Source organism: Bradyrhizobium sp. SZCCHNRI1029 (assembly GCF_032487555.1).
In the GTDB taxonomy this organism is placed as follows: Bacteria; Pseudomonadota; Alphaproteobacteria; order Rhizobiales; family Xanthobacteraceae; genus Bradyrhizobium.
Map to the genome: position 1 here is coordinate 254,398 of NZ_JAUEUK010000007.1, position 20,564 is coordinate 274,961.

Genomic DNA, 20,564 nt, shown 5'->3' on the forward strand with positions numbered 1-20,564 from the left:
TGGGGTTGGGGTGGCGTCATGGGGCGTGGGTATACGATCTTTGATACGGCCCTCGGCCGTTGCGGCATTGCGTGGAGCGATGTCGGAATCACCGGCGTACAATTGCCGGAAGCACGGGAAATCGAGACGCGGCGACGCCTGTTTCGCCAGTTTCCCGACGCACGGGAGCAGCGCCCGTGTTCGAATACTGAACTCGCCATCGAAGGCATCGCGGCCATGCTGCGCGGGCAGGATGTCGACTTCTCCGACGTTGCGCTCGACCTCGACGGCGTCACGGCCTTCAACCAGCGCGTCTATGATTGCATTCGCGCCATTCCGCGCGGCGAGACGCGCACCGCCGACGCGATCGCGGACGAACTGCACGTTCCCAAGGCGCTGAATTCGATCGCGCAGGCGCTGAGCAGGAATGCGCTCGTGCTGATCGTTCCCTGTCACCGCGTGCGTGACATCGGCAACGGACTCGACAAGCCGTCGCCCAACAGCGGCATCGTCTCCAAGCGTCGGCTGCTGTCGCTCGAAGGCGCAAAGCCTCATGCGGGCCTGACGTTGTTCGACGCGTTTCTCGCCATCGACAGGCCGCGCGCATTGTAAGCCCGCCTTCGCGCGTCGCGCGATATTATCTCGCACGACGCCCTCCTCTTTCCGCCGCAATGCGCTAGATTTACAGGATGACCACCACCATCCTGTTCGAAAGCCGCGACGTCACCGTGTCCGAGTTCCGCTGTGCAGCGGTCCCTGGCGAGCGTCCCTATGTCGAGCAGTATGCCGGCTACTCGCTGTCCTATGTGCGCAAGGGAAGCTTCGGCTGCCGGCACCGCGGCCGCTTCTTCGAACTGGTCACCGGCTCGCTGCTGGTGGGCCATCCCGGCGATGAGTTCATGTGCACGCACGATCACGTCTGCGGCGACGAATGCCTGTCATTCTTCTTCGATGATGCGCTCATCGACGAGATCGGCTGCGACAGCCAGGCCTGGCGGGCTGGCGCGATGCCGCCGCTGCCGGAGCTCATGGTCCTCGGTGAGCTCGCGCAGGCCGTCGCCGCGCGCGAGCAGGACCTCGGTCTGGACGAGGTTGGACAGATCATCGCCAGCCGCTTCGTCGCGACCGCCACGGGCCGGCAGGAACGGGCGGCGACGCCGAGCCTGCGCGATCGCCGGCGCGCGGTGGAGAGCGCATTGTGGATCGACGACAATGCGGAGCGCGACATCGACCTGGCGGCTGCGGCGCACGAAGCCGGCGTCAGCCCGTTCCATTTCCTGCGGCTGTTCGCGGCGACGATCGGCGTGACGCCGCATCAATATCTGATCCGCTCCCGCTTGCGGCGCGCCGCGCGGCGTCTCAGCGAGGAGGACACGCCGGTCACCACCATCGCCTATGATTCGGGCTTTGCCGATCTGTCGAATTTCACCCGCACCTTCGCGCGCGCTGCCGGCGTGTCGCCGGCGAAGTTTCGCAAGGTCTCGCGCGGCGAGCGCAAGATTCTCCAAGACCATCTGAGCCGCCATTGATTGGATGATCCCAGCGCGTGCGGCAGCCGCATGCGAAGCATGGAGATCATCGATGTACGATCATATCGGCCTCAAGGTCGGCAATCTGGACGCCAGCGTCCGCTTCTACACATCGGCGCTGGCGCCGCTCGGCCACATCCTCTGCTCCAAGGACGAGGCGTCGGCGGGCATCGGCCCGAAGGGGGAGCCGGCGCTGTGGCTGTATGTCGACAAGGGCGCCAGCAAGGGCGCCGCCCATATCGCGTTCCGCGCCCAGGACCACGCGGCCGTCGCCAGATTCCACAGCGAGGGGCTGAAGGCCGGCGGCAGCGACAATGGCGGCGCCGGGCCGCGCGCGGACTACAGTCCGACCTACTACGCCGCCTTCCTGATCGATCCCGACGGCAACAACATCGAAGCCGTGTGTCCGTGAGGTCAAGCCCATGGCATCCATCCAGAAGGACATTCCGATCGCAGCCCCGGCGGGTGCAGTGTGGGACGCAGTGCGGGATTTCGGCGCTGTTCATACCAGGGTGGCGCCCGGCTTCGTCACCGGCACCACGCTCGACGGCGACGTCCGCATTGTCAGCTTCGCCAACGGCAGCGTGGCGCGCGAGCAGCTGGTCGATTGCAACGATCAACGCCGGCGCCTCGTCTATGCCATCAAGAACGAACGCATCAGCCAGCACAGTGCGTCGTTTCAGATCATCCCGGAAGGCGAGGTGCGCTGCCGGGTGATCTGGACCACCGACGTGCTGCCGCACGAGATCGCACCCTATATCGATCAGCAGATGGAGCTCGGCGCGCGCGCGATGCAGGACACGTTGGGCAGGCTGCGCGGATAGCGGCTCAGCCGATACGCGCCGGCGGCGGCCCGCGCGAGTCAAGGCCGCGTCCGGCCGTCAGCACGGCCGGGCGCAGCTCCAGCGCTGCGGCCGGCTTCGGGCCCCAGCGGGTGAGCATGACGCTGGCGAGCGTCAGCACCCCGAGCAGGACCATCGAGGACGCCGCCAGCATGAAGAAGTCGCCCTCGGTCGCGGCACGGCTCAGCAGATAGCTGCCACCCGCAGCGATGAACACCAGCCGCACCGTCTGTGCCAGCACCGGACCGAGCACCCTGGCGGCGCCCTGCGAGGAGAAATACATCGAGATCGCCAGGCCGATGAAGGCATACATCGGCGCCGCGACCTGGAGATAGTGCCGGCCCGCGCTGCGCGCGCTCTCGTCCTGGGTGAAGATGTCGACCCACAATTGCGGGACGATCGCGATCAGCGTCGACAGCGCGCCCACCGACGCGAACGACACCAGTCCCGCCGTCCAGGCGATGCGGCGGGCGCGCGCGATTCTCTCCGCACCGATCGCCATGCCGACCATCGGCACCGAGGCCATGCCGACGGAGAATGCGACCGTGGTCATCATGAACTCGAGCCGCGCGCCGATGCCGTAGCCGGCGAGCACGGCGGTGCCGAACGACGCCAGCATATGCGTGAAGATCGCGATCGACAGCACGGATTGCAGCGGCGAGAAGCAGGCGACGGCGCCGACCTTGAGAATGTCGGCGAACATCGCGCCGCTGATCTTCAGACCCCGCAGCTTCGGCCGCACGCGCGCGCGGCCGGAGAACAGGTACCAGCCCATCACCGAGATGCTGACGCAGAACGCCAGCAGCGCGCCGGCGGCGACGCCGCGCATGCCGAGCCCGAGGACCAGGCTGAGCGTGCCGCCCAACACGATCTGCAGCAGCGCCGAACTGAGGATCATGAACGACGGCAGCTTCATGTTGCCGGTGCCGCGCAGGATGCCGGCCATCGAGTTCATCAGCCAGGGCAGGATCGCGCCGCCGAAGAAGATCTGCAGATAGGCCGTGGCATGGCTCAGCACCGCGCCGCGGCCGCCGAGCACCTCCAGCAAGGCAGGGCCGAACGCCAGCATGCCGATCATGAAGGTCGCGCCGAACAATAGCGCGATCAGCAGCGCGTGCGTGGCGAGCGTCGAGGCCCGCTCGGCGTCGCCGGCGCCGAGCGCGCGCGCGATCGCCGAGGCCACGCCGCCGCCCATCGCGCCGCCGGACATCGTCATGGTCAGGATCACCAGCGGAAACACCAGCGCCATCGCCGCCAGCGCCTCGATACCGAGCCGGCCGATATAGGAGGTCTCGGCGATGACGACGCAGGTGCCGGCCGTGTTCGCGATGATGTTGGGCCAGGCCAGCGACAGCAGGGTGCGCAGGATGGGTCCGTCGACGAGCTTATTCCGGACCGGCTTCTCGGGGGGCGGCAACGCACGCCCCTCGCCGACCGGATTGTCGGCCAGGCCGATCTCGGACATCTCAGCTCCCCGCTCGGCCGCGCAGGCCGCGGCCGTGTTATCGTTCGATTGCTCTCGCTTTCCTAGCACGGCGCTGGCGCGCGCCCTGTGCGGCAGGCGCATTGGGGGTGCGCGGCAGACGCAGCCGCGCTCAGAGACGGAAATGCTTGGAGAGCTTCAGGCCCTGGGCCTGGTAGTTGGAGCCGATGCGGCTGCCATACATCGCATTCGGCCGCGCCAGCATCTTCTCGTAGACGAGACGGCCGACGATCTGGCCGTGCTCGAGGATGAACGGCACCTCGCGCGAGCGCACCTCGAGCACCGCGCGCGAGCCCTGCCCGCCGGCGCCGGCATAGCCGAAGCCGGGATCGAAGAAGCCGGCATAGTGGACGCGGAATTCGCCGACCAGCGGATCGAACGGCACCATCTCCGCGGCGTAGTCCGGCGGCACCTGCACGGCCTCCTTGGAGGCCAGGATGTAGAACTCGCCGGGATCGAGAATGAGGCTGCCGTCGGTACGTGCCTTGATCGGCTCCCAGAACTCCTCGACCGGATAGCCGGCGCGGCGGTCGACGTCGACGACGCCGGTGTGGCGCTTGGCGCGATAGCCCACATATCCGTTCGCATTGCTGCCGGACAGGTCGACGGAAAGCGCGACGCCGCCGGTGAGATCGGCATCGTCGCGATCCACCAGTCGCTCGGCCTGGTGCAGCGCGATCAGTTCGTCCTCCGACAGGACCGCGTCGCGATAGCGGAAGCGAACCTGGGACAGGCGCGAGCCCTCGCGCAGCAGGACCGGGAACGTCTTCGGGCTGATCTCGGCATAGAGCGGGCCGTGATAGCCCGCGCCGATCATGTCGAAGCGTCGCGTGCCGTCGGCGATCACGCGGGTGAACACGTCGAGCCGCCCGGTCGAGCTTTTCGGATTGGCGGCCGCGACGATGTCCTTGGGCAGCGCCAGGCTCTCCAACAGCGGCACGATGTAGACGCAGTTGGTCTCCAGCACCGCGCCGTCGGCAAGTGCGAATTCGTGCAGCTTGAGCTCGTCGATGCGCTCGGCGACCGTCGCGCCCGGCCCGGGCAGGAAGCTCGCACGCACGCGATAGGCGACGTCGCCGAGCCGCAGATCGAGGCTCGCCGGCTGGATCTGGCTCTCGACGAAATCATATTCGGGGATGATCAGGCCAGCCTCCGTCATCGCCACGATCATGCGATCGGGGAGGATGCCGTGGGCGTCGGGGCTGAGCGAAAACGGCAAGACCTGATCCTTTGCAGGCGCCGGAACGGCGGCTTATGGAGCCAATATAGGGTCTTTTGACCGGTTATCCGATGGCTGGCTTGACGGAAAGGCCGGTTGCGACTATGAGCACGACTTATCCCGTGGTGATTTGAGCCGGCCGGCTTGCAGCCACGTTAAATAAGTCGCTAAACAGGCCGGGGACGAATGTGATCCCGGCCTTGAGGTTTTGTCCCAGGCCGGTTTTTTTGTGCCCATCGCTCAAGGCGGTGGCCACGATGGAGGTCACATGTCGAAGTCCCCCGCGAAGGCGCCGGCGTCGTTCGCCCACTATCGTCCCGAAACGAGGCTGGTGCATTCTGGCACCTTGCGCTCCGAATTCGGCGAGACCGCCGAGGCGCTCTATCTCACCCAAGGGTTCGTCTACGCCACCGCCGAGGAATGCGAGGCGCGCTTCAAGGGCGAGGATCCCGGCTTCATCTATTCGCGCTTCTCCAATCCCACCACGGCGATGTTCGAGCGCCGCATGATCGAGCTCGAGGGCGCCGAGGCCTGCCGCTCGGCCGCAACCGGAATGGCCGCGGTCACCACGGCAATCCTGGCTCCCCTCCGTGCCGGCGACCACGTCGTCGCGGCCAAGGCGCTGTTCGGCTCGTGCCGCTACGTGGTCGAGGATCTCTTGCCGCGCTACGGCATCGAGTCGACCCTGGTCGATGGGCTCGACCTCGCCCAGTGGCAGAAGGCGGTCAGACCCAACACCAAGTCGTTCTTCCTGGAGAGCCCGACCAATCCGACGCTCGACGTGATGGACATCCCCGCCATCGCCGAGATCGCGCACGCCCATGGCGCGCGGCTGATCGTCGACAACGTGTTCGCCACCCCGATCTGGCAGAGCCCGCTCGCGCTCGGCGCTGACGTCGTGGTGTATTCCGCGACCAAGCACATCGACGGCCAAGGTCGCTGTCTCGGCGGTGTGATCCTGTCGTCGGAGGCGTTCATCGCCGAGCACATCCACAATTTCATGCGCCAGACCGGCCCGTCGATCTCGCCGTTCAACGCCTGGGTCCTGCTCAAGGGCCTGGAGACCCTGGCGGTGCGCGTGCGCGCGCAGACCGAGACGGCGGCGAAGGTGGCCGACTTCCTCGCCGCGCATCGGAAGATCTCGCGGCTGATCTATCCGGGCCGCGAGGACCATCCGCAGGCGGCAACCGTCCGCAAGCAGATGCGCGCCGGCTCGACCCTGGTCGGCTTCGAGGTCAAGGGCGGCAAGGCGGCTGCGTTCCGTACGCTCAACGGCCTGAAGCTCGCGCGCATCTCCAACAATCTCGGCGACGCCAAGACGCTGGTCACGCACCCGGCGACGACGACGCATCAGCGGCTGACGCCGGAGGCGCGCGCCGAGCTCGGCATCAGCGAGGGCTTCATCCGCTTCTCCGCCGGGCTCGAGCATGCCGACGATCTGATCGAGGATCTCGACGCCGCCCTCAGCGCGGCGTAGCGAATGGCGAATAGAGAGTAGCGAGTAGTAGGATCTCTTTCCCTATTCGCTACTCGCTGTTCCCCACTCGCCCTCGATCACATCGGCCGATAGGTCGGCACCTCGGCCGGTGCGTTGATGCCGAGCTTGACCTGGCCGACCGAGCGGATGATGTCGTCGCCGAGCAACTGGGCGAAGCAGGCATAGCCCCAATCGCTCATGTGCAGGCCGTCCGAGATCACGAACTCGTTGATCGGGATCGCCTGGCGCTCGTGCCAGTCGCGCATCACCTCGAAGCGCGGGAAGATGCCGGCGTGATGCAGCTCGGCAATACGCCCGAGCAGCTTGTTCATGCGGCTGGCGTTCTCCGAGCGCTCGTTGACGCGCGGCGAATATTGCAGGTCGACCAGCACGACATCGGAGGCCGCCGCCTGGATCTTGGCGACGCCATCCTCGACCAGCCTGGCGGTCTCGGCCGGATCGAGATCGCGCAGCACGGCATTGGTGCCGACCTGCCAGATCACGAGATCCGGACGCCGGTCGATCACCGACGTCTCCAGTCGCTTCATCATCTCCGGCGCATCCTCGCCGCCGACGCCGGCATTGATGACGCTGATGTCGACCATGGGATATTGCCGGCGCAACTGCGCGGCGAGCCGGTTCGGATAGGTGTAGTCCGGCGCGCTCGCGCCAAAGCCCTGCGTCGACGATGAGCCGAAGGCGACGATCACGACCGGCAGGCCGGAGGCGAGCTTGTTGGCGACGTGCGGCAGCGAAATGAAGTTCTTCTTGGCGACACCCTTCGGCGGCAGGCACGGCACGCGGTTGAAGATGTCGGTGGCCGATTTGGCGACCTGCTTGACCTTGTCGATCGCCCGCTCGGTGATGCTGCGCGATTGCGGCGGCGTGGCCGCGACGGCCTGCCCGGCTGCAGCCGGCGGCTGTGCATCGGTCATGGCCGGCGCGGTCGTCGCCGCGGGCGGCGAGGTCGTGGCCGCCGGGCGCACCGCGGCGATCGGCCCGCGCATCTGATCGTTCGCCTGCGCCAATGTGATGTGACCGATGCTCGGTCGCAGCTCGCTGATCAACGGAGGCTTCGGACCGGAGCTCTTCACATCGGAAAGCGCGGCGGGTGCAGCCGGCGCTGCGCTCTGCGCCCGTACCTTCTGCGGGCTCAGCGCGAGGGCGATGGCAATGACCGCAACGGCCGAAAGCTTCTCCCATGTCCCGGATACGCGGTGACACTCATTCGACGTCATGAACGACATAATCCTAGTTCTGCTGCGCCGGCCCGATATGCGCCGCGTCGATGATGAACTTCGACAGCGCCCGGCCGATGCAGTCATGAACCTGCCTGGCCAGCTCGACCCCGTGCGTCGGATTGAACAGGTCGAAATCGCCCTGCTCGTTCCACTGCCGCATGATGGCAAACCGATCGAACAGCGGGATGTCGCGCTGCTGCGCCACCACACGCATGTTGTCGACATAGGGCGGCACGGAGATCAATGTTTCCGTCCGCGGACTGTATTGCAGGTTCATCAAGACGACGTCAGCTCCCGCCTTCTGCAGCGTCGCCACACCGTCGTCGACCGCCTGCCGGAACTCATCAGGATCGATAGACCGCATGGCGTCGACCGTGCCGGTCTGCCAGATGACCAAATTAGGCCGTTTTCCTTCCACCAGTTTAACGAGATTGCCCGCGACCTCCTCGGCCGTCTTCTTGGGCTGCAGCTCGACGCTGAGATTGACGGTGACGGCCGGCAGCTTGTCCTTCAGCGCCGCCTGCAGACGGGCGGGGTAGGCATTTGCGTCGGAGGTGCTGACAATGGAGGATGAGCGGCTTCCGACGACGAGAATATCCAGCGTGCGGCCATTCTTGACGGCGTCTGCAACCTTCGGGAGCGGGCTCTCGGTTGTCAGCAGGTAGGCCGGCACCTCGCAGTTCTGCGGCGCATCTTCCGCGCGCGCGGAGGCCGCCAGCGAAACAGCCAGCGCTGCGATACCCAACCTTAACCACGAGACGGACTTCATCAGCCCCCTCCCGCCAGATCGGCGTTGCTGCGCGCACCTTTTCGCGCGGCCCCCTTATCGGCCTCACGCTTGTACCACGAAATCAACGACGCCACCCCCCACATGATGAGGATGCCGCAAAGGCTGATCACCGCGTGCATCATGGCGCCGCCGGACACTTCGGCAAGGACGAAGTGGCCCGCAAACGCCAGAAACACGCCAAGACAGAAGATCTCGAGCGAGTGTTGCCCACAAACAATCAGCGGACGCAGCCACGGCGACTTCAAGAGCGGCCAATCCTTGCGCAAATAGTGCACGGTGAGTGCTGCGAGTGCGAGAAAATGCGCGAAACGCAACACGTCAAGGTCGGTCTTGTCGATCGGATACATCCACTGCTCGATTCGGCGCGGCATCAGATGGCCGAGCTGCGGAATGTACCAGGTCAGGGTCACGCAGAAGGCCGCGACCAGATAGGCGACGCAGAGCCCGAGCGTGATCGGTGAGTTGATGATGCGCGACATGCGCTGGGCGCCCCCGAGCGCGCACCAGGCCCCGAACACGAACAGGAGCTGCCAGGCGAACGGGTTGAACGCCCAGAAGCCGTTCGGATAGGCCGTCAGATAGAGATCGAGCTCCCAGGTGAGTGCGTAGAGAACGACCGAGAGCCCGAGCGTGACGTCAGGACGCCAGCGCATCAGCCACAGGATCAGCGGCAGGAACAGCATCAGCACGATGTAGAGCGGCAGCACGTCCATGTTGACGGGGCGGAAGCGCAGGATCAGCGCCTGCACGATCGTCACGTCCGGCTGCTTGAGAAAGTCCATGATCCCCATCTCTTCGGTGTAGAGCGGGTTCTCGAAGCTGGTCGCGACGTAGGAGATCTCGGCAAGGAAGATCGTGAACAGGAAGACGTGGGCGACGTAGATCTGCCAGACGCGGCGCAGGATGCGCGCGGTGGCGACGATGAAGCCGGCATCCTGCATCGCCCGGCCATAGACGAATGCCGCCGTGTAGCCGGAGATGAAGATGAAGATCTCGGTGGCGTCGGAGAAGCCGTAGTTGCGGATCGTGAACCAGGTCAGCAGGTTCGGCGGCAGGTGGTCGATGAAGATCAGCCAGAGCGCCAGCCCGCGAAACAGGTCGAGCCGCAGCTCGCGCTCGCCGACCGCCGGGAAGGTGATCGCAGGAGCAGCGGTGGTGGCGGGTGCAGCGGTGACGGCCGGCGCCGCCGCGACGGCAGATGCAGATGCAGCCGCGCTCACCGCGGCGGCAGTCTCCGCAGCCGGCGCGGGTGCGGCGCTGGCGGCGGGGGCGGACGGTCCGGCAGGGCGATCGACAATCGACGTCATCAGGCACCGCGTCAAGGCTGCCAGCCTTCGAGGCCCGGCAGGGGAAATGTAGGGCTGCGCAGATTTTACGCAAGCGATGAAGGACTTATCAGCTGGGCCGCGCCCAGTTTTTCGACCTTGGCGGACGGTTGGTGGGCGATCGCACGACGCAGGACAGGTCGATCGCCCCCAGGGTGCTGCCTGCCGCGCCCGATCCGAGTCCAAGGAACGGATCGCGCGTACGGCCGACAAAGTCCGCGATTCTTGTGCCATAATGCGGAACTGTGTTGAAAGCACGATGGCGTCGCGATTGGTTCCGGCGCGGGTTTCCGCTACAATGCCACCATGTATCGCGCCGTGACTCGCCACATCGAAGTGACCGTCGAACCGAACTTCCTGCCTGAGAAGTCGTCGGTGGCCGATGGCCGCTGGTTCTGGTCCTATACCGTCGTCATCACCAACAGCGGGGAGGAGACGGTGCGGCTGCGCAGCCGGCACTGGATCATCACCGATGGGATCGGCCGGCAGCAGGAGGTCCGCGGCGAGGGCGTGGTCGGCGAGCAGCCGGTGCTCGCGCCGGGCGAGCGCTTCGAATACACCTCCGGTGTCCCGCTCACCACCGCGTCCGGCTTCATGGCCGGCTCGTATCAAATGGAGAGCGAGAGCGGCGAGCACTTCGACATCGCCGTGCCGGCCTTCTCGCTCGACAGCCCCGAGGGCAAGCGGGTGTTGAACTAGCTGAGAAGGCATGCAGTCCGACTGCCCCAAGTCTCGTCTGCTCGCTGTCTCTTGTGCTGCAATACGACAGATCCTGCACCCGCGCCGCACGAAATCGTTCTCGCGACGCATCCCGCGCCCGAGCCTTGTCCATTCACCCGCCCTCTGCAAATAGAGGGCGCAGGGAAGGCCGGGCCTCGGCTGAGGCCTGCGGCCCGCCTGCAGAAAAAAATGCAGGCGGCAGGTACCACAGGTCCAGCCGGAACGACCCGGCCCTCCCTGCGCGACGGTTTTAACGGCTGCTTCGCGTTCTCCCTGGTGCGCCGGGCTTGTTGGCCACCATCCTCAACGCGAAGCGGAGCTTCAGCGTGAGTTGATATCAGCATCGGGATATCAGGACCGCGCGACTTGACCGTACGTGCATCGCCGTTCGTCCGCGCAGACTGACTACGCTGCGGCCATGCATGCCCATCGCGTCCCGCTGCCAACGGTCCGTGACGGTCGCGAAACGCCCCTCGTGCGGCAGCAAGACGCGCGGAAATGTGCCAGTGATTTGCCCGACGGCACAAGCGGTTTGTTGCTGCGACAGATCAACGCGACGGGCATGGATGTGGCGTCGATCAGCGAGAAAGCCGATTTTCAACAACGAACTAATCGAGATCGCCGGCGCACACGAACTCCCGACGTTTTCTCCGACGCCGTGCGACGCAGCCTATCAAGCGTCGTCGCGAGGAGCGAAGCGACGACGCGATCCAGAGCTGTCGCAGCGACTGCGGATCGCGTCGCTGCGCTCGCGATGACGTACGGAGGGTTGTCGCTCGACCACGATCGGTACGACGCGCGGAGCGAGCGCGACAGAGTCAGTTCTCCGTCACGCCGGCTTCGTGCGGGGTGAAGTGATAGACCGAGGAGCAGAACTCGCAGGTGACGACGACCTTGTCGTCCTTGACCATGTCGGCGCGGTCCTGGGGCGAGAAGCTCTTCAGCATGTTGGCAACCGCATCGCGCGAGCAGGAACAGCGCGCCTGCAGCGGCACGAGGTCGAACACGCGCACGCCGCGCTCATGGAACAGGCGATACAGCAGCCGCTCGCCCGACAGCGCGGGATCGATCAGCTCGATATCCTCGACGGTCGCGACCAGCGACTGGCCCTCGACCCAGGCCTCGTCCTCCTCGATCGCATGCAGCTCGGTGCCTTCGGGCGCATCGCCGGGATGCAGGTCGGCTTGGCGCAAGCGCTCCGGCGCCTGCGGCAAAAATTGCGTCAGGAGGCCGCCGGCACGCCAGCGGTGCTTGCCGCCGCTCCACTCCTCGCCGACGGCGAGGCGCACGCGGGTCGGGATCTGCTCGGAGCGCAGGAAGTATTCATGAGCGGCCTCCTCCAGGCTGCCGCCGGTGAGCGCGACCAGCCCCTGGTAGCGGCTCATGTCGGCGCCCTGGTCGATGGTCATCGCCAGATGCCCCTTGCCGAGCAGGCCGCCGGAATCCTTGGCCTCAGCCAGCCGGGCTTCGTCGAAGCGGGCATAGGCACGCAGGCGGTCGGGTGCCTGGAAGTCGACCACCAGGAACGACACCGGGCCGTCGGTCTGGGTCTGCAGGATGAAGCGGCCGTCGAATTTCAGCGCGGAGCCGAGCAAGGTCGTCAGCACGATGGCCTCGCCGAGCAGCTTGCCCACGGGCGCGGGATAAGCGTGCTTGGTGAGAATGTCGTCGAGCGCCGGGCCCATGCGGGTCAGTCGCCCGCGCAGATCGAGCGCCGCGACCTCGAACGGCAGCACGGCGTCGTCGACCGGCACCGCCGAGGGGGCGCGGCTGGTATCGAGGTTGATGTCGGTGTCGGGGGGATTGGTTGTCATGGGGCGTATTTGGGGATGATTGAAACGAATGGAAGGGCATCCCCGGCTGTCGTCCCGGCCTTGAGCCGGGACTCATACCGCGGATGCTATCGAGGAACGCCGGTGGTAGTCGCCGACGCTAAGCCGTAACCGACGAACCACGATCGCTCCAACTACGCCGAGCAACGGCCACAGCTGCAAATCAGTTCGATCACGCGGTATGGGTCCCGGCTCAAGGCCGGGACGACACCGGTGAAATTGCGCCGTCGAACCCTAAGCCCGCTCGCCGAAGCACCAGGCCAAGATGCCCTTCTGCGCATGCAGGCGGTTCTCGGCTTCGTCGAACACCACCGACTGCGGGCCGTCGATCACCTCGTCGGTGACCTCCTCGCCGCGGTGGGCCGGCAGGCAGTGCATGAACAGCGCCTCGGGCTTCGCCAGCGACATCAACTTGGAATTGACCTGATAGGGCTTGAGCAAATTGTGCCGATGCTCGCCATCCTTGTCGCCCATCGACACCCAGGTGTCGGTGACGACGCAGTCGGCGCCGGCGACAGCGACTTCCGGATCGTGGCCGAGATGGATGTCGGCCCGGGTGGCGCGGATGAAATCCTTCATCGGCTTGCCGGGCGACAGCTGCGGCGGGGTGGCGACGTTGAGCCGGAACTTGAAGCGCTCGGCGGCATGGGCCCAGGAGGCCAGCACGTTGTTGTCGTCGCCGGTCCAGGCCACGGTGCGGCCCTCGATGGAGCCGCGATGCTCCTCGAAGGTCATCACGTCGGCCATCACCTGGCAGGGATGCGAGCGCCGGGTCAGGCCGTTGATCACGGGCACGGTGGCATGCGCGGCAAGCTCGAGCAGCGCCTCGTGACTGAGGATGCGGATCATGATGGCGTCGACATAGCGCGACAGCACGCGCGCGGTGTCGGCGATGGTCTCGCCGCGGCCGAGCTGCATCTCGGTGCCGGTCAGCATGATCGCCTCGCCGCCGAGCTGGCGCATGCCGACGTCGAACGACACGCGCGTGCGCGTCGACGGCTTGTCGAAGATCATCGCCAGCACCTTGCCCTCGAGCGGCTTCTTCGCCGGCTCGCGCGCCTTCAAGGTCTTCTTCATCGCGCTGGACAGCGCCAGCACGTTGCGCAGCTCCTCCACCGGCATCTCGGTGAGATCGAGGAAATGACGCGGCGTATTGCCCATGGTCTTGCTCATGATGCGGCCGCCTGCTTGGCAGGCGCGCCCGACAGCGCCGCACAGGCGCGATCGAGCATCTCGACCGATTGTTCGATTTCGGATTCGTTGACGATCAGCGGCGGCAGGAAGCGCACGACGTTGTCGCCCGCGCCGACGGTGAGCAGCTTCTGATCGCGCAGCGCCGTGACCAGATCGCCCGACGGCACCACCGCCTTGACGCCGATGAGAAGGCCCTCGCCGCGGATCTCGGAGATGATGTCGGGATGACGATCGAGAACGGCGGCGAGCTTCTGCTTCAACAGCAACGACATCTTGCGGACGTGATCGAAGAAGCCGGGCGCCAGCATCACGTCGAGCACGGCGTTGGCCGCGGCGACCGCCAGCGGATTGCCACCGAAGGTCGAGCCATGCGAGCCCGGCGTCATGCCCGACGCGGCCTCGGCCGTCGCAAGCACGGCGCCGATGGGAAAGCCGCCGCCGAGCGCCTTGGCCAGCGACATCACGTCCGGCGTGACGCCGAGCCAGCGATGCGCGAACAGATCGCCGGTGCGGCCCATGCCGGTCTGGACCTCGTCGATGACCAGCAACAAACCGTTGTCGTCGCAGAGCTGGCGCAGCGCCTTGTAGAACGGCAGCGGCGCGGTGCGCACGCCGCCCTCGCCCTGCACCGGCTCGACCAGGATGCCGGCGGTGTGCGGACCGATCGCCTTCTTCACGGCTTCGATGTCGCCGAACGGAACCTGATCGAAGCCGTCCATCGGCGGACCGAAGCCGTCGAGATATTTGGCCGAACCTGTCGCGGCGAGCGTGGCGAGCGTGCGGCCGTGGAACGCGCCTTCGAACGTAATGATACGATACCGTTCGGGATGTCCCTTGGCGGCGTGATATTTGCGCGTGATCTTGATCGCGCCTTCCATCGCCTCCGCGCCCGAATTGGCGAAGAATACGTAGTCGGCAAAGCTCTGCTCGCACAGCCGCGCGGCAAGGCGCTCGCCATCCGGGCTCTTGAACAGGTTCGACATGTGCCAGAGCTTGGCCGCCTGCTCCTGCAGCGCCTTGACCAGATGCGGATGCGCATGGCCGAGCGAATTGACTGCGACGCCCGAGGTGAAATCGAGATAACGGTCGCCATTGGTCGCGATCAGCCACGCGCCTTCGCCGCGCTCGAACGAAAGATCGACCCGGGCGAATACGGGGAGGAGATGCGTAGCGGCAACACTGGTCATGGCGGATCACATGAGCTGACGGGCCGGCCGAGACACGCGCCACGCGGCGCCATCGCGCATCAGGGACCCCACCCTGGAAAACAAAATGTGCCGCCTTTTCAAGGCGGCACGTGCATCTATTGTATGCGGGCAGCGGTGGGAGTCAACTACGCGTCAGCTGATGCATGGGGGGCCGGCCCGTGAGATTCCGGACGCCTGACACGCCTCGAGATACGCCACAGGGAACCACGGAATGTGTGGACTGCGGCCGCCGACTCTTGCGCGGGAGTCACGCCATATTGTAGCGTTTTCAACGTCGAGTACGACATCTCGTGCGGCAGTTCTGATCCCTCTCGAAGTTCTCTGAGTTTGCGTAACGTCCGGGTGCCTTGCGCGTGCCCGGCGAGGGACAAGGGATTCTGCCGCCAGGGATTTTCTTGAGACAGCATCGCAGCGCCGTCCCGGAATTGGCCGGCGCAACGCGAAGGGAAAGGTTCGATGACCGTATTGACCTGGTCCGACGATCGCGTCGAGCAACTGAAAAAACTCTGGGAAGCCGGACTGTCGGCCAGCCAGATCGCCGCGGAACTCGGAAACGTGACGCGCAACGCCGTGATTGGCAAGGTGCACCGGCTGGGCCTGTCCGGCCGCGCCAAGAGCCCGGCCACCGCGGCACCGCGCCAGCGCAAGGCGGCCCGCCCGGCACAGCCGATGATGCGGGTGGCGCGCCCGGTGGCGCGCGGCAACACGGCGCTCGCACAGGTTTTCGAGGTTGAGGCGGAGCCCGATCCGGTTGCATTCGACAACGTCGTGCCGATGAACCAGCGGCTGTCGCTGCTGGAGCTCAACGAGGCGACCTGCCACTGGCCGGTCGGCGATCCCTCAAGCGCGGATTTCTTCTTCTGCGGCGGCAAGGCGCTTTCCGGTCTGCCCTATTGCGCGCAGCATTCGCGCGTCGCCTATCAGCCCGCGGCCGACCGCCGCCGCCAGCCGGCGAAGTCGACCACGCGCTGAGGAAGTTGGCCGCGACGGGCGATGAGGATGCTCCGCATCGCCCTGGGATCTCCGGCGGCCTCAACTCACAACGACCATGGACGTGAGCCCGGCCCGCGCCGGGCCGCAGATGCGACGGGCGATCAGGCGCCCCGCGCCGGCTTCGACTGCGGAAAGCACGCCGTGAAGGCGGCACCGTTGCGCGGCACGCTTTCGATCAGCAGCCGGCCGCGATGGCGGTTGAGGATGTGCTTCACCAGGGAGAGGCCGAGCCCGGTGCCGCCTTGCGCGCGGCTGTCGCCGACATCGACGCGATAGAAGCGCTCGGTCAGGCGCGGCAGATGCTCGGGCGCGATGCCGGGGCCGAAATCGCGCACCTTGACCCGGATCTCCGGCGCGTTCTCGGCGGAGACGGCCTGCTCCAGCGAGACGATCACGCGCCCGCCCGAGGCGCCGTATTTCAGCGCGTTTTCGATCAGGTTCTCGAACACGCGCAGCAGCTCCTCGCGGTCGCCGGCGATCGTCACCGGCACGTCCGGCAGGCTGGTCTCGATCACCACCTGGCGCTCGCGCGCCAGCGACTCCAGCCCGTCGGTGACCTGGCGGATGATGGGGACGACGTCGACCATGGCGTGGGGCTGGACATGCGCCGACAGCTCCACCCGTGACAGCGACAGCAGATCGTCGATCAGCCGCGCCATGCGCGTCGCCTGGATGTGCATGATGCCGAGGAAGCGCTCGCGCGCCTTCGGATCGTCCTTGGCCGGCCCCTGCAGCGTATCGATGAAGCCCGAGAGCGCCGCCAGCGGCGTGCGCAGCTCGTGGCTCGCATTGGCGACGAAGTCGGCGCGCATTTCCTCGACCCGGCGCAGCGGGGTCAGATCGTGGAACGTCATCAGCATGCATTTGTCCGTGCCGCCGAACGCCGTCGGCACCGGCACCGGCGTGATGATCAGCTCCATCCAGCGATCGACCGGAACGTGATCGTGATAGGTGGCACGGCGGATCTCGGTGGTGGCGATCGCCTCGCGCAGCGCAGTGATGATCTCCGGCGTGCGCAGCGCGAACTGGGCGAGCTCGCCCTTGCGCAGGGCCGGCGCGAGCTGCGCGGCAGCGGCATTGAGGTGGATGACTCGGCCGGCGCGGTCGAGCAGCACGGCGGGATCGGGGATGCCCTCGACCACCGCGCTGACGGCCGGCGCCTCGACCGGGTTGGCGTGGCGCTCCTCCTCACGCTTGGCGACCGCGCCATGCAGCCGCCACGGCACCAGGGCGGCGGCGGAAATACACAGGAATACCGCCAGGGCCCGCAGCGGCAGCAGCTCGTCCAGCAGCACGAGCCCGGCAAGCGCGAGCGCCGCAGCGAGCAGGATGATCGCGGAATGGCGCAGCCGGTCCGGCCAGGGGGTGAAGATCGAGAGCGGCGTGTCGGAGGGAGCGTCGAGGGCCATCTCGTCCTACTGTTCCCTTGAGCTGGCGTCAGGCACCGGAATCGCTGCGTTTCCTCACAAAAGCGGCTTCCGGTGGGGGGCCCGGATCGAGGCTGAGCGCGGCCTGCCGCAGCCGTTTCGACCGCGTGCTGATGATAACCTCGCGAAACGTCAGCAAGATTACAGAAATGAGGAACGGCGCCAAATAATACAGCATCCGGAACAGGAGCATTCCGGCCAGCAGCTCCTCGCGGTCCATCTGCCACAGCCCGACCAGCATCGCGGCGTCGAACACGCCGAGCCCGCCGGGGGAATGGCTGGCGAAGCCGAGCAGGGTCGCCGAGACGAAGATCACGGCCACCACGACGAAGCCGAGATTGGGCTCGTCCGGCACCAGCACATACATCGCCAGCGCGCAGAAACCGAGGTCGATGATGCCGATCGCGATCTGCAGCAGGGTCAGGGGGCCGCTCGGCAGCACCACGGTCCACGGCCCGCGGCCGACCACGCGCGGCTTGGTCCATACCCAGGCGACATACCCCAACAGACCGACCAGGATCGCGATCGCCACCATGCGGTTGACCCAGGGCGGCAGCTGGTCGATCGAGGCGGCTGCCTCCGGATGATAGCTGATGCCGAGCCCGAGCACGGCCGCATTGCCGAGCCAGAACGTCAGGCCGGCAAGGAAGCAGATCTTGGCGACGTCGATGGCGTTCAGCCCATGGGCCGAATAGACGCGGTAGCGCACGGCACCGCCGGTGAAGACGCTGGCGCCGACATTGTGGCCGATCGAATAGCTGGTGAAGGCGGCCAGCGCGTTGACGCGGTAGGGCACGTGGTCGTGGCCAATCGCGCGCACCGCGAACAGATCGTAGAAGGTCAGCGTGAAATAGCCGGCGGCGACGAACAGCGCGGCGAGCGCGATCTGATGCGGCTCCGTGCTCTTGATCGCCTCGAGCACCTCGTAGGTGTCGATGCCGCGCAGCATGTGGTAGAGGACGTAGCAGGCGACCGCGATCACAGCGATGCTGATCAGCACGCCGAGCTTGTGCAGGACTTGCTTCTCGCGCAGGAACGTGGCCGCTCTGCGTATGGCTTCAAGCATCTACACCTCTCACCGTGATCCGATCACGACGGCCGGGGACGCCGCGCCCCGGAGGCCGCAGCATCATGTGCGCATACAACGCCCTCGTAGCGCGTTTCGACGCATTGGGGAACACGGAGCGTGCGAACAAAAGCGTACACATGGATATACTTAGCAGGCTTTGCGGAAATGCGATGCACCGTTTTGCCGCACATGAGGCAAGACATCAGGCAAAGGCATCGGACAAGGCATCATGCAGGACGGCGGGGCAGCGCACGTCCCCGCCAGCCTGCAAACCCCAGGTTAAACTTTGGTGAGGAACGCGAATCTCCGGGGCTTCCGGGGCGCCCAGCGGTTCGGCGGGTCAGCATGGCTCAACGATAAGCGCGAGCCGCGCGTTTGACAGGTTCGCGCCTCGTCAAACCTTCGTGTCTCGCAGTTGCGATGACCCGGGGCACGCGGACGGCGGGCGCGCCGCCGCAGTCTCGGCAGATGGCGTCGGGTGCAGTCCGGGGCGGCGGTCTCAGGCCGCCGATTTCGTCCGCATGCTGCGGATCACCACCAGCGCCCGAAGCCAGGTGCCGATGGCGCAGCCGACGAGGTAGGGCACGAACATGATCAGCAGCAGCTCGAGCCAGTAGCCGGCCCGGCCGGGAATCAGGCAGGCCACGGCCGTCGCGACCAGGCCGGCGGCCAGCGCCGCCAGCAGCCAGGTCAGCCAGCCCGACACGCGCGGGGCGCGATGCACCACGGCGACCCAGCCCATCGCCAGCCCGATGGCGAATGCGCCGGCCAGCCAGCCCCAGTGAAAGGCAACGAGATAGGCCATGACGTTACCTCACCACGAATTCGATGCGCCGGTTCTGCGCCCGGCCGTCGGCGGTGTCGTTGGCGGCGACCGGCTGGGTGCTGCCATAGCCGATCGCGCTGAAACGGTCGGCCGGCAGTCCGGCCTTGACCAGATAATCGACCACCGCCTGGGCGCGCTTCTGCGACAGCACCTGATTGGCGGCAGAGTCGCCGTCGGCATCGGTGTGCCCGATGATCTCGACATTGGCGGAGGGACAGCGGAACGCGATCTCGACGAGGCGGTCGAGCAGACCGGTGGAATCCCTGTCGAGGTCGCTGCGGCCGGTCTCGAACCGGATCTTGGCCTTGCCGAGCAGGTCGGAGAACAGCTGCTGGCACACCGTGGGATCGACCGGGGCGGCTGCCGGCTTCACCGTGATGTCGGCCTTCACCTGCCAGCCCTGTGGGACATCTTTGGCGAGCCCGGTCCGGATCTGGGCCGCTGCGGCGTCGTAAAGCGCATCACCGGAAATCTTGATGTCACGGTCGGACACCACCAGCGTGCCGGTCGACAGCCGTGACAAGGCGCCCAGCGCCGGCACCACCGCATTCACGAAATTGGTTGGCGCGCCGAGGCTGTTCTTGAGATTGTCGACGACCTTCTCGCTGAAGAATTTGCGCGATGAAGAGCCGACGACGACGGCGTGGATGTTCTCGTCGGGAACGTTGCCTGCAAGCGTCACGGTGACCGCGACCGGGTCCTTGTAGGCCTGGAAGACATAGGGCGGCGCCTTGACCTCGTTGCTGGCGACCTTGAAGCCGTCCGGCAGCTTTCCGAGCGCGGCCGCGATCGCCTCGCGGCCGCCGAGCTCGCGCGCCATGCCGGACAATGTGACGTCGCCGTCGGAGATCGTGAACTTGCCGTCCTTCAGCTTGGCGATCTGGCCGATCAGCAGCAGCGCCGCATCCTCGAAGCGCGCCGGCGCGCCGCGTGCCAGGCCCATCTGATCCGCGACCTCCACGCCCGGCAGCGCCGCCCGGGTCGCGTCCATCAGCTTGCCCTTCAAGGCGGGCAGCGGCGCGCTGCCGCCCAGCGTCACCCGGACGACGTCGCGCTCGGCCGACCAGACGAAGGGCTTGGCCTCGGGGACCAGCCGCGTCTCGTCGTTGACGAGCCGCACGCCGGCCACGCCGTCGACCGCAGCAACCGCATCGCGGCGTCCGGCCTCGGAAAACGCATTGGCGCGCAGCGAGACATCGCGGCCGTCCACCGTGATGCTTGTCCTGTCGAGCACCGCCCCCGTCAGGACGGCCGAACTGCGTCCGGCGAGATCATTCTCCAGGGGAACGGTGCTGGTCCAGGCCGCGAGGCCCCAAAGCACGATCAGCGGAATGACGCCAGGCCACCATTTCCCGCTCCACCTGAAAAGTCCGCGCATTCGTCATCCGTCGCATCGAGGAAGCAGAGAGA

19 protein-coding genes and 1 riboswitch are annotated in these 20,564 nt (G+C 66.5%); of the genes, 7 read left to right on the forward strand and 12 right to left on the reverse strand.

Translation table 11 applies throughout. The features are described 5' to 3' along the window. The first annotated feature begins 18 nt into the window (after window positions 1-18). The 4 genes from QW861_RS21275 to QW861_RS21290 all read left to right on the forward strand — a co-directional run bounded on the left by QW861_RS21275 (window position 19) and on the right by QW861_RS21290 (window position 2,332). Entirely contained in the window at window positions 19-591 is a 573-nt protein-coding gene (locus QW861_RS21275) for a methylated-DNA--[protein]-cysteine S-methyltransferase (protein ID WP_315717155.1), read from the forward strand. Window positions 592-668: 77 nt separating this feature from the next. Next, on the forward strand, window positions 669-1,508 hold the full coding sequence (locus QW861_RS21280; RefSeq protein ID WP_315751249.1) for an AraC family transcriptional regulator: 840 nt from the start codon (window positions 669-671) through the stop codon (window positions 1,506-1,508). 52 nt (window positions 1,509-1,560) lie between these two features. Beyond that, on the forward strand, window positions 1,561-1,920 hold the full coding sequence (locus QW861_RS21285) for a VOC family protein (RefSeq protein WP_315751247.1): 360 nt from the start codon (window positions 1,561-1,563) through the stop codon (window positions 1,918-1,920). Between the two features lie 10 nt (window positions 1,921-1,930). Next, window positions 1,931-2,332, forward strand: coding sequence for an SRPBCC family protein (locus QW861_RS21290; protein ID WP_315751245.1), 402 nt, complete (start codon window positions 1,931-1,933; stop codon window positions 2,330-2,332). A 4-nt stretch (window positions 2,333-2,336) separates the two neighbouring features. Here QW861_RS21290 and QW861_RS21295 read toward each other — a convergent pair whose 3' ends face one another. Both QW861_RS21295 and QW861_RS21300 read right to left on the reverse strand, forming a co-directional pair. Further along, window positions 2,337-3,815 (reverse strand): MATE family efflux transporter, encoded by a 1,479-nt coding sequence (locus tag QW861_RS21295; RefSeq protein WP_315717151.1) that lies wholly within the window; start codon window positions 3,813-3,815, stop codon window positions 2,337-2,339. A gap of 130 nt (window positions 3,816-3,945) precedes the next feature. Continuing rightward, on the reverse strand, window positions 3,946-5,052 hold the full coding sequence (locus tag QW861_RS21300; RefSeq protein ID WP_315751243.1) for a 2'-deoxycytidine 5'-triphosphate deaminase: 1,107 nt from the start codon (window positions 5,050-5,052) through the stop codon (window positions 3,946-3,948). A 112-nt stretch (window positions 5,053-5,164) separates the two neighbouring features. Then, window positions 5,165-5,244: riboswitch (SAM riboswitch) on the forward strand. Between the two features lie 76 nt (window positions 5,245-5,320). Between QW861_RS21300 and QW861_RS21305 the strand changes: the two genes are divergently transcribed. Continuing rightward, entirely contained in the window at window positions 5,321-6,529 is a 1,209-nt protein-coding gene (locus QW861_RS21305) for an O-succinylhomoserine sulfhydrylase (protein ID WP_315751242.1), read from the forward strand. A 77-nt stretch (window positions 6,530-6,606) separates the two neighbouring features. Here the strand turns inward: QW861_RS21305 and QW861_RS21310 are convergent, their stop codons facing one another. Genes QW861_RS21310 through QW861_RS21320 form a run of 3 tightly spaced genes read right to left on the reverse strand, consistent with a single transcriptional unit; the run spans window position 6,607 to window position 9,867 of the window. Then, window positions 6,607-7,767: a GDSL-type esterase/lipase family protein gene (locus tag QW861_RS21310; protein WP_315751241.1), complete on the reverse strand. Its 1,161-nt coding sequence runs from the start codon at window positions 7,765-7,767 to the stop codon at window positions 6,607-6,609. 13 nt (window positions 7,768-7,780) lie between these two features. Then, on the reverse strand, window positions 7,781-8,539 hold the full coding sequence (locus QW861_RS21315) for an SGNH/GDSL hydrolase family protein (protein WP_315717147.1): 759 nt from the start codon (window positions 8,537-8,539) through the stop codon (window positions 7,781-7,783). Next, window positions 8,539-9,867 carry an OpgC domain-containing protein gene (locus tag QW861_RS21320; protein WP_315751240.1) on the reverse strand — a complete coding sequence of 443 codons (1,329 nt, stop codon included), beginning with the start codon at window positions 9,865-9,867 and terminating at the stop codon, window positions 8,539-8,541. Before QW861_RS21320 ends, QW861_RS21315 begins: the two co-directional genes overlap by 1 nt. Window positions 9,868-10,191: 324 nt before the next feature. Here QW861_RS21320 and apaG point away from each other — a divergent pair, with 324 nt between their 5' ends. Continuing rightward, window positions 10,192-10,584: a Co2+/Mg2+ efflux protein ApaG gene (apaG, locus tag QW861_RS21325; protein ID WP_315717145.1), complete on the forward strand. Its 393-nt coding sequence runs from the start codon at window positions 10,192-10,194 to the stop codon at window positions 10,582-10,584. Window positions 10,585-11,423: 839 nt separating this feature from the next. Here apaG and QW861_RS21330 read toward each other — a convergent pair. The 3 genes from QW861_RS21330 to QW861_RS21340 all read right to left on the reverse strand — a co-directional run bounded on the left by QW861_RS21330 (window position 11,424) and on the right by QW861_RS21340 (window position 14,818). Next, window positions 11,424-12,419: an Hsp33 family molecular chaperone gene (locus QW861_RS21330; RefSeq protein ID WP_315717144.1), complete on the reverse strand. Its 996-nt coding sequence runs from the start codon at window positions 12,417-12,419 to the stop codon at window positions 11,424-11,426. Window positions 12,420-12,671: 252 nt separating this feature from the next. Further along, window positions 12,672-13,598, reverse strand: a complete 927-nt coding sequence (argF, locus tag QW861_RS21335; RefSeq protein ID WP_315717175.1) for an ornithine carbamoyltransferase — start codon at window positions 13,596-13,598, stop codon at window positions 12,672-12,674. A gap of 8 nt (window positions 13,599-13,606) precedes the next feature. Further along, window positions 13,607-14,818 (reverse strand): aspartate aminotransferase family protein, encoded by a 1,212-nt coding sequence (locus tag QW861_RS21340; RefSeq protein WP_315751238.1) that lies wholly within the window; start codon window positions 14,816-14,818, stop codon window positions 13,607-13,609. Window positions 14,819-15,295: 477 nt separating this feature from the next. Here QW861_RS21340 and QW861_RS21345 point away from each other — a divergent pair, with 477 nt between their 5' ends. Next, window positions 15,296-15,811 (forward strand): GcrA family cell cycle regulator, encoded by a 516-nt coding sequence (locus QW861_RS21345; protein ID WP_315717142.1) that lies wholly within the window; start codon window positions 15,296-15,298, stop codon window positions 15,809-15,811. Between the two features lie 122 nt (window positions 15,812-15,933). Here the strand turns inward: QW861_RS21345 and QW861_RS21350 are convergent, their stop codons facing one another. The 4 genes from QW861_RS21350 to QW861_RS21365 form a co-directional block, all read right to left on the reverse strand. Then, on the reverse strand, window positions 15,934-17,241 hold the full coding sequence (locus QW861_RS21350; RefSeq protein WP_315717141.1) for an ATP-binding protein: 1,308 nt from the start codon (window positions 17,239-17,241) through the stop codon (window positions 15,934-15,936). A 28-nt stretch (window positions 17,242-17,269) separates the two neighbouring features. Then, the gene (locus QW861_RS21355; protein ID WP_315751236.1) at window positions 17,270-18,325 is read right to left on the reverse strand and encodes a lysylphosphatidylglycerol synthase domain-containing protein; all 1,056 of its coding nucleotides are present in this window, start codon (window positions 18,323-18,325) and stop codon (window positions 17,270-17,272) included. A gap of 502 nt (window positions 18,326-18,827) precedes the next feature. Then, complete coding sequence (locus QW861_RS21360) at window positions 18,828-19,133, reverse strand: hypothetical protein (RefSeq protein WP_315717139.1); 306 nt, start codon at window positions 19,131-19,133, stop codon at window positions 18,828-18,830. Between the two features lie 4 nt (window positions 19,134-19,137). Beyond that, entirely contained in the window at window positions 19,138-20,532 is a 1,395-nt protein-coding gene (locus QW861_RS21365) for an OmpA family protein (protein ID WP_316187461.1), read from the reverse strand. Window positions 20,533-20,564 lie beyond the last annotated feature (32 nt).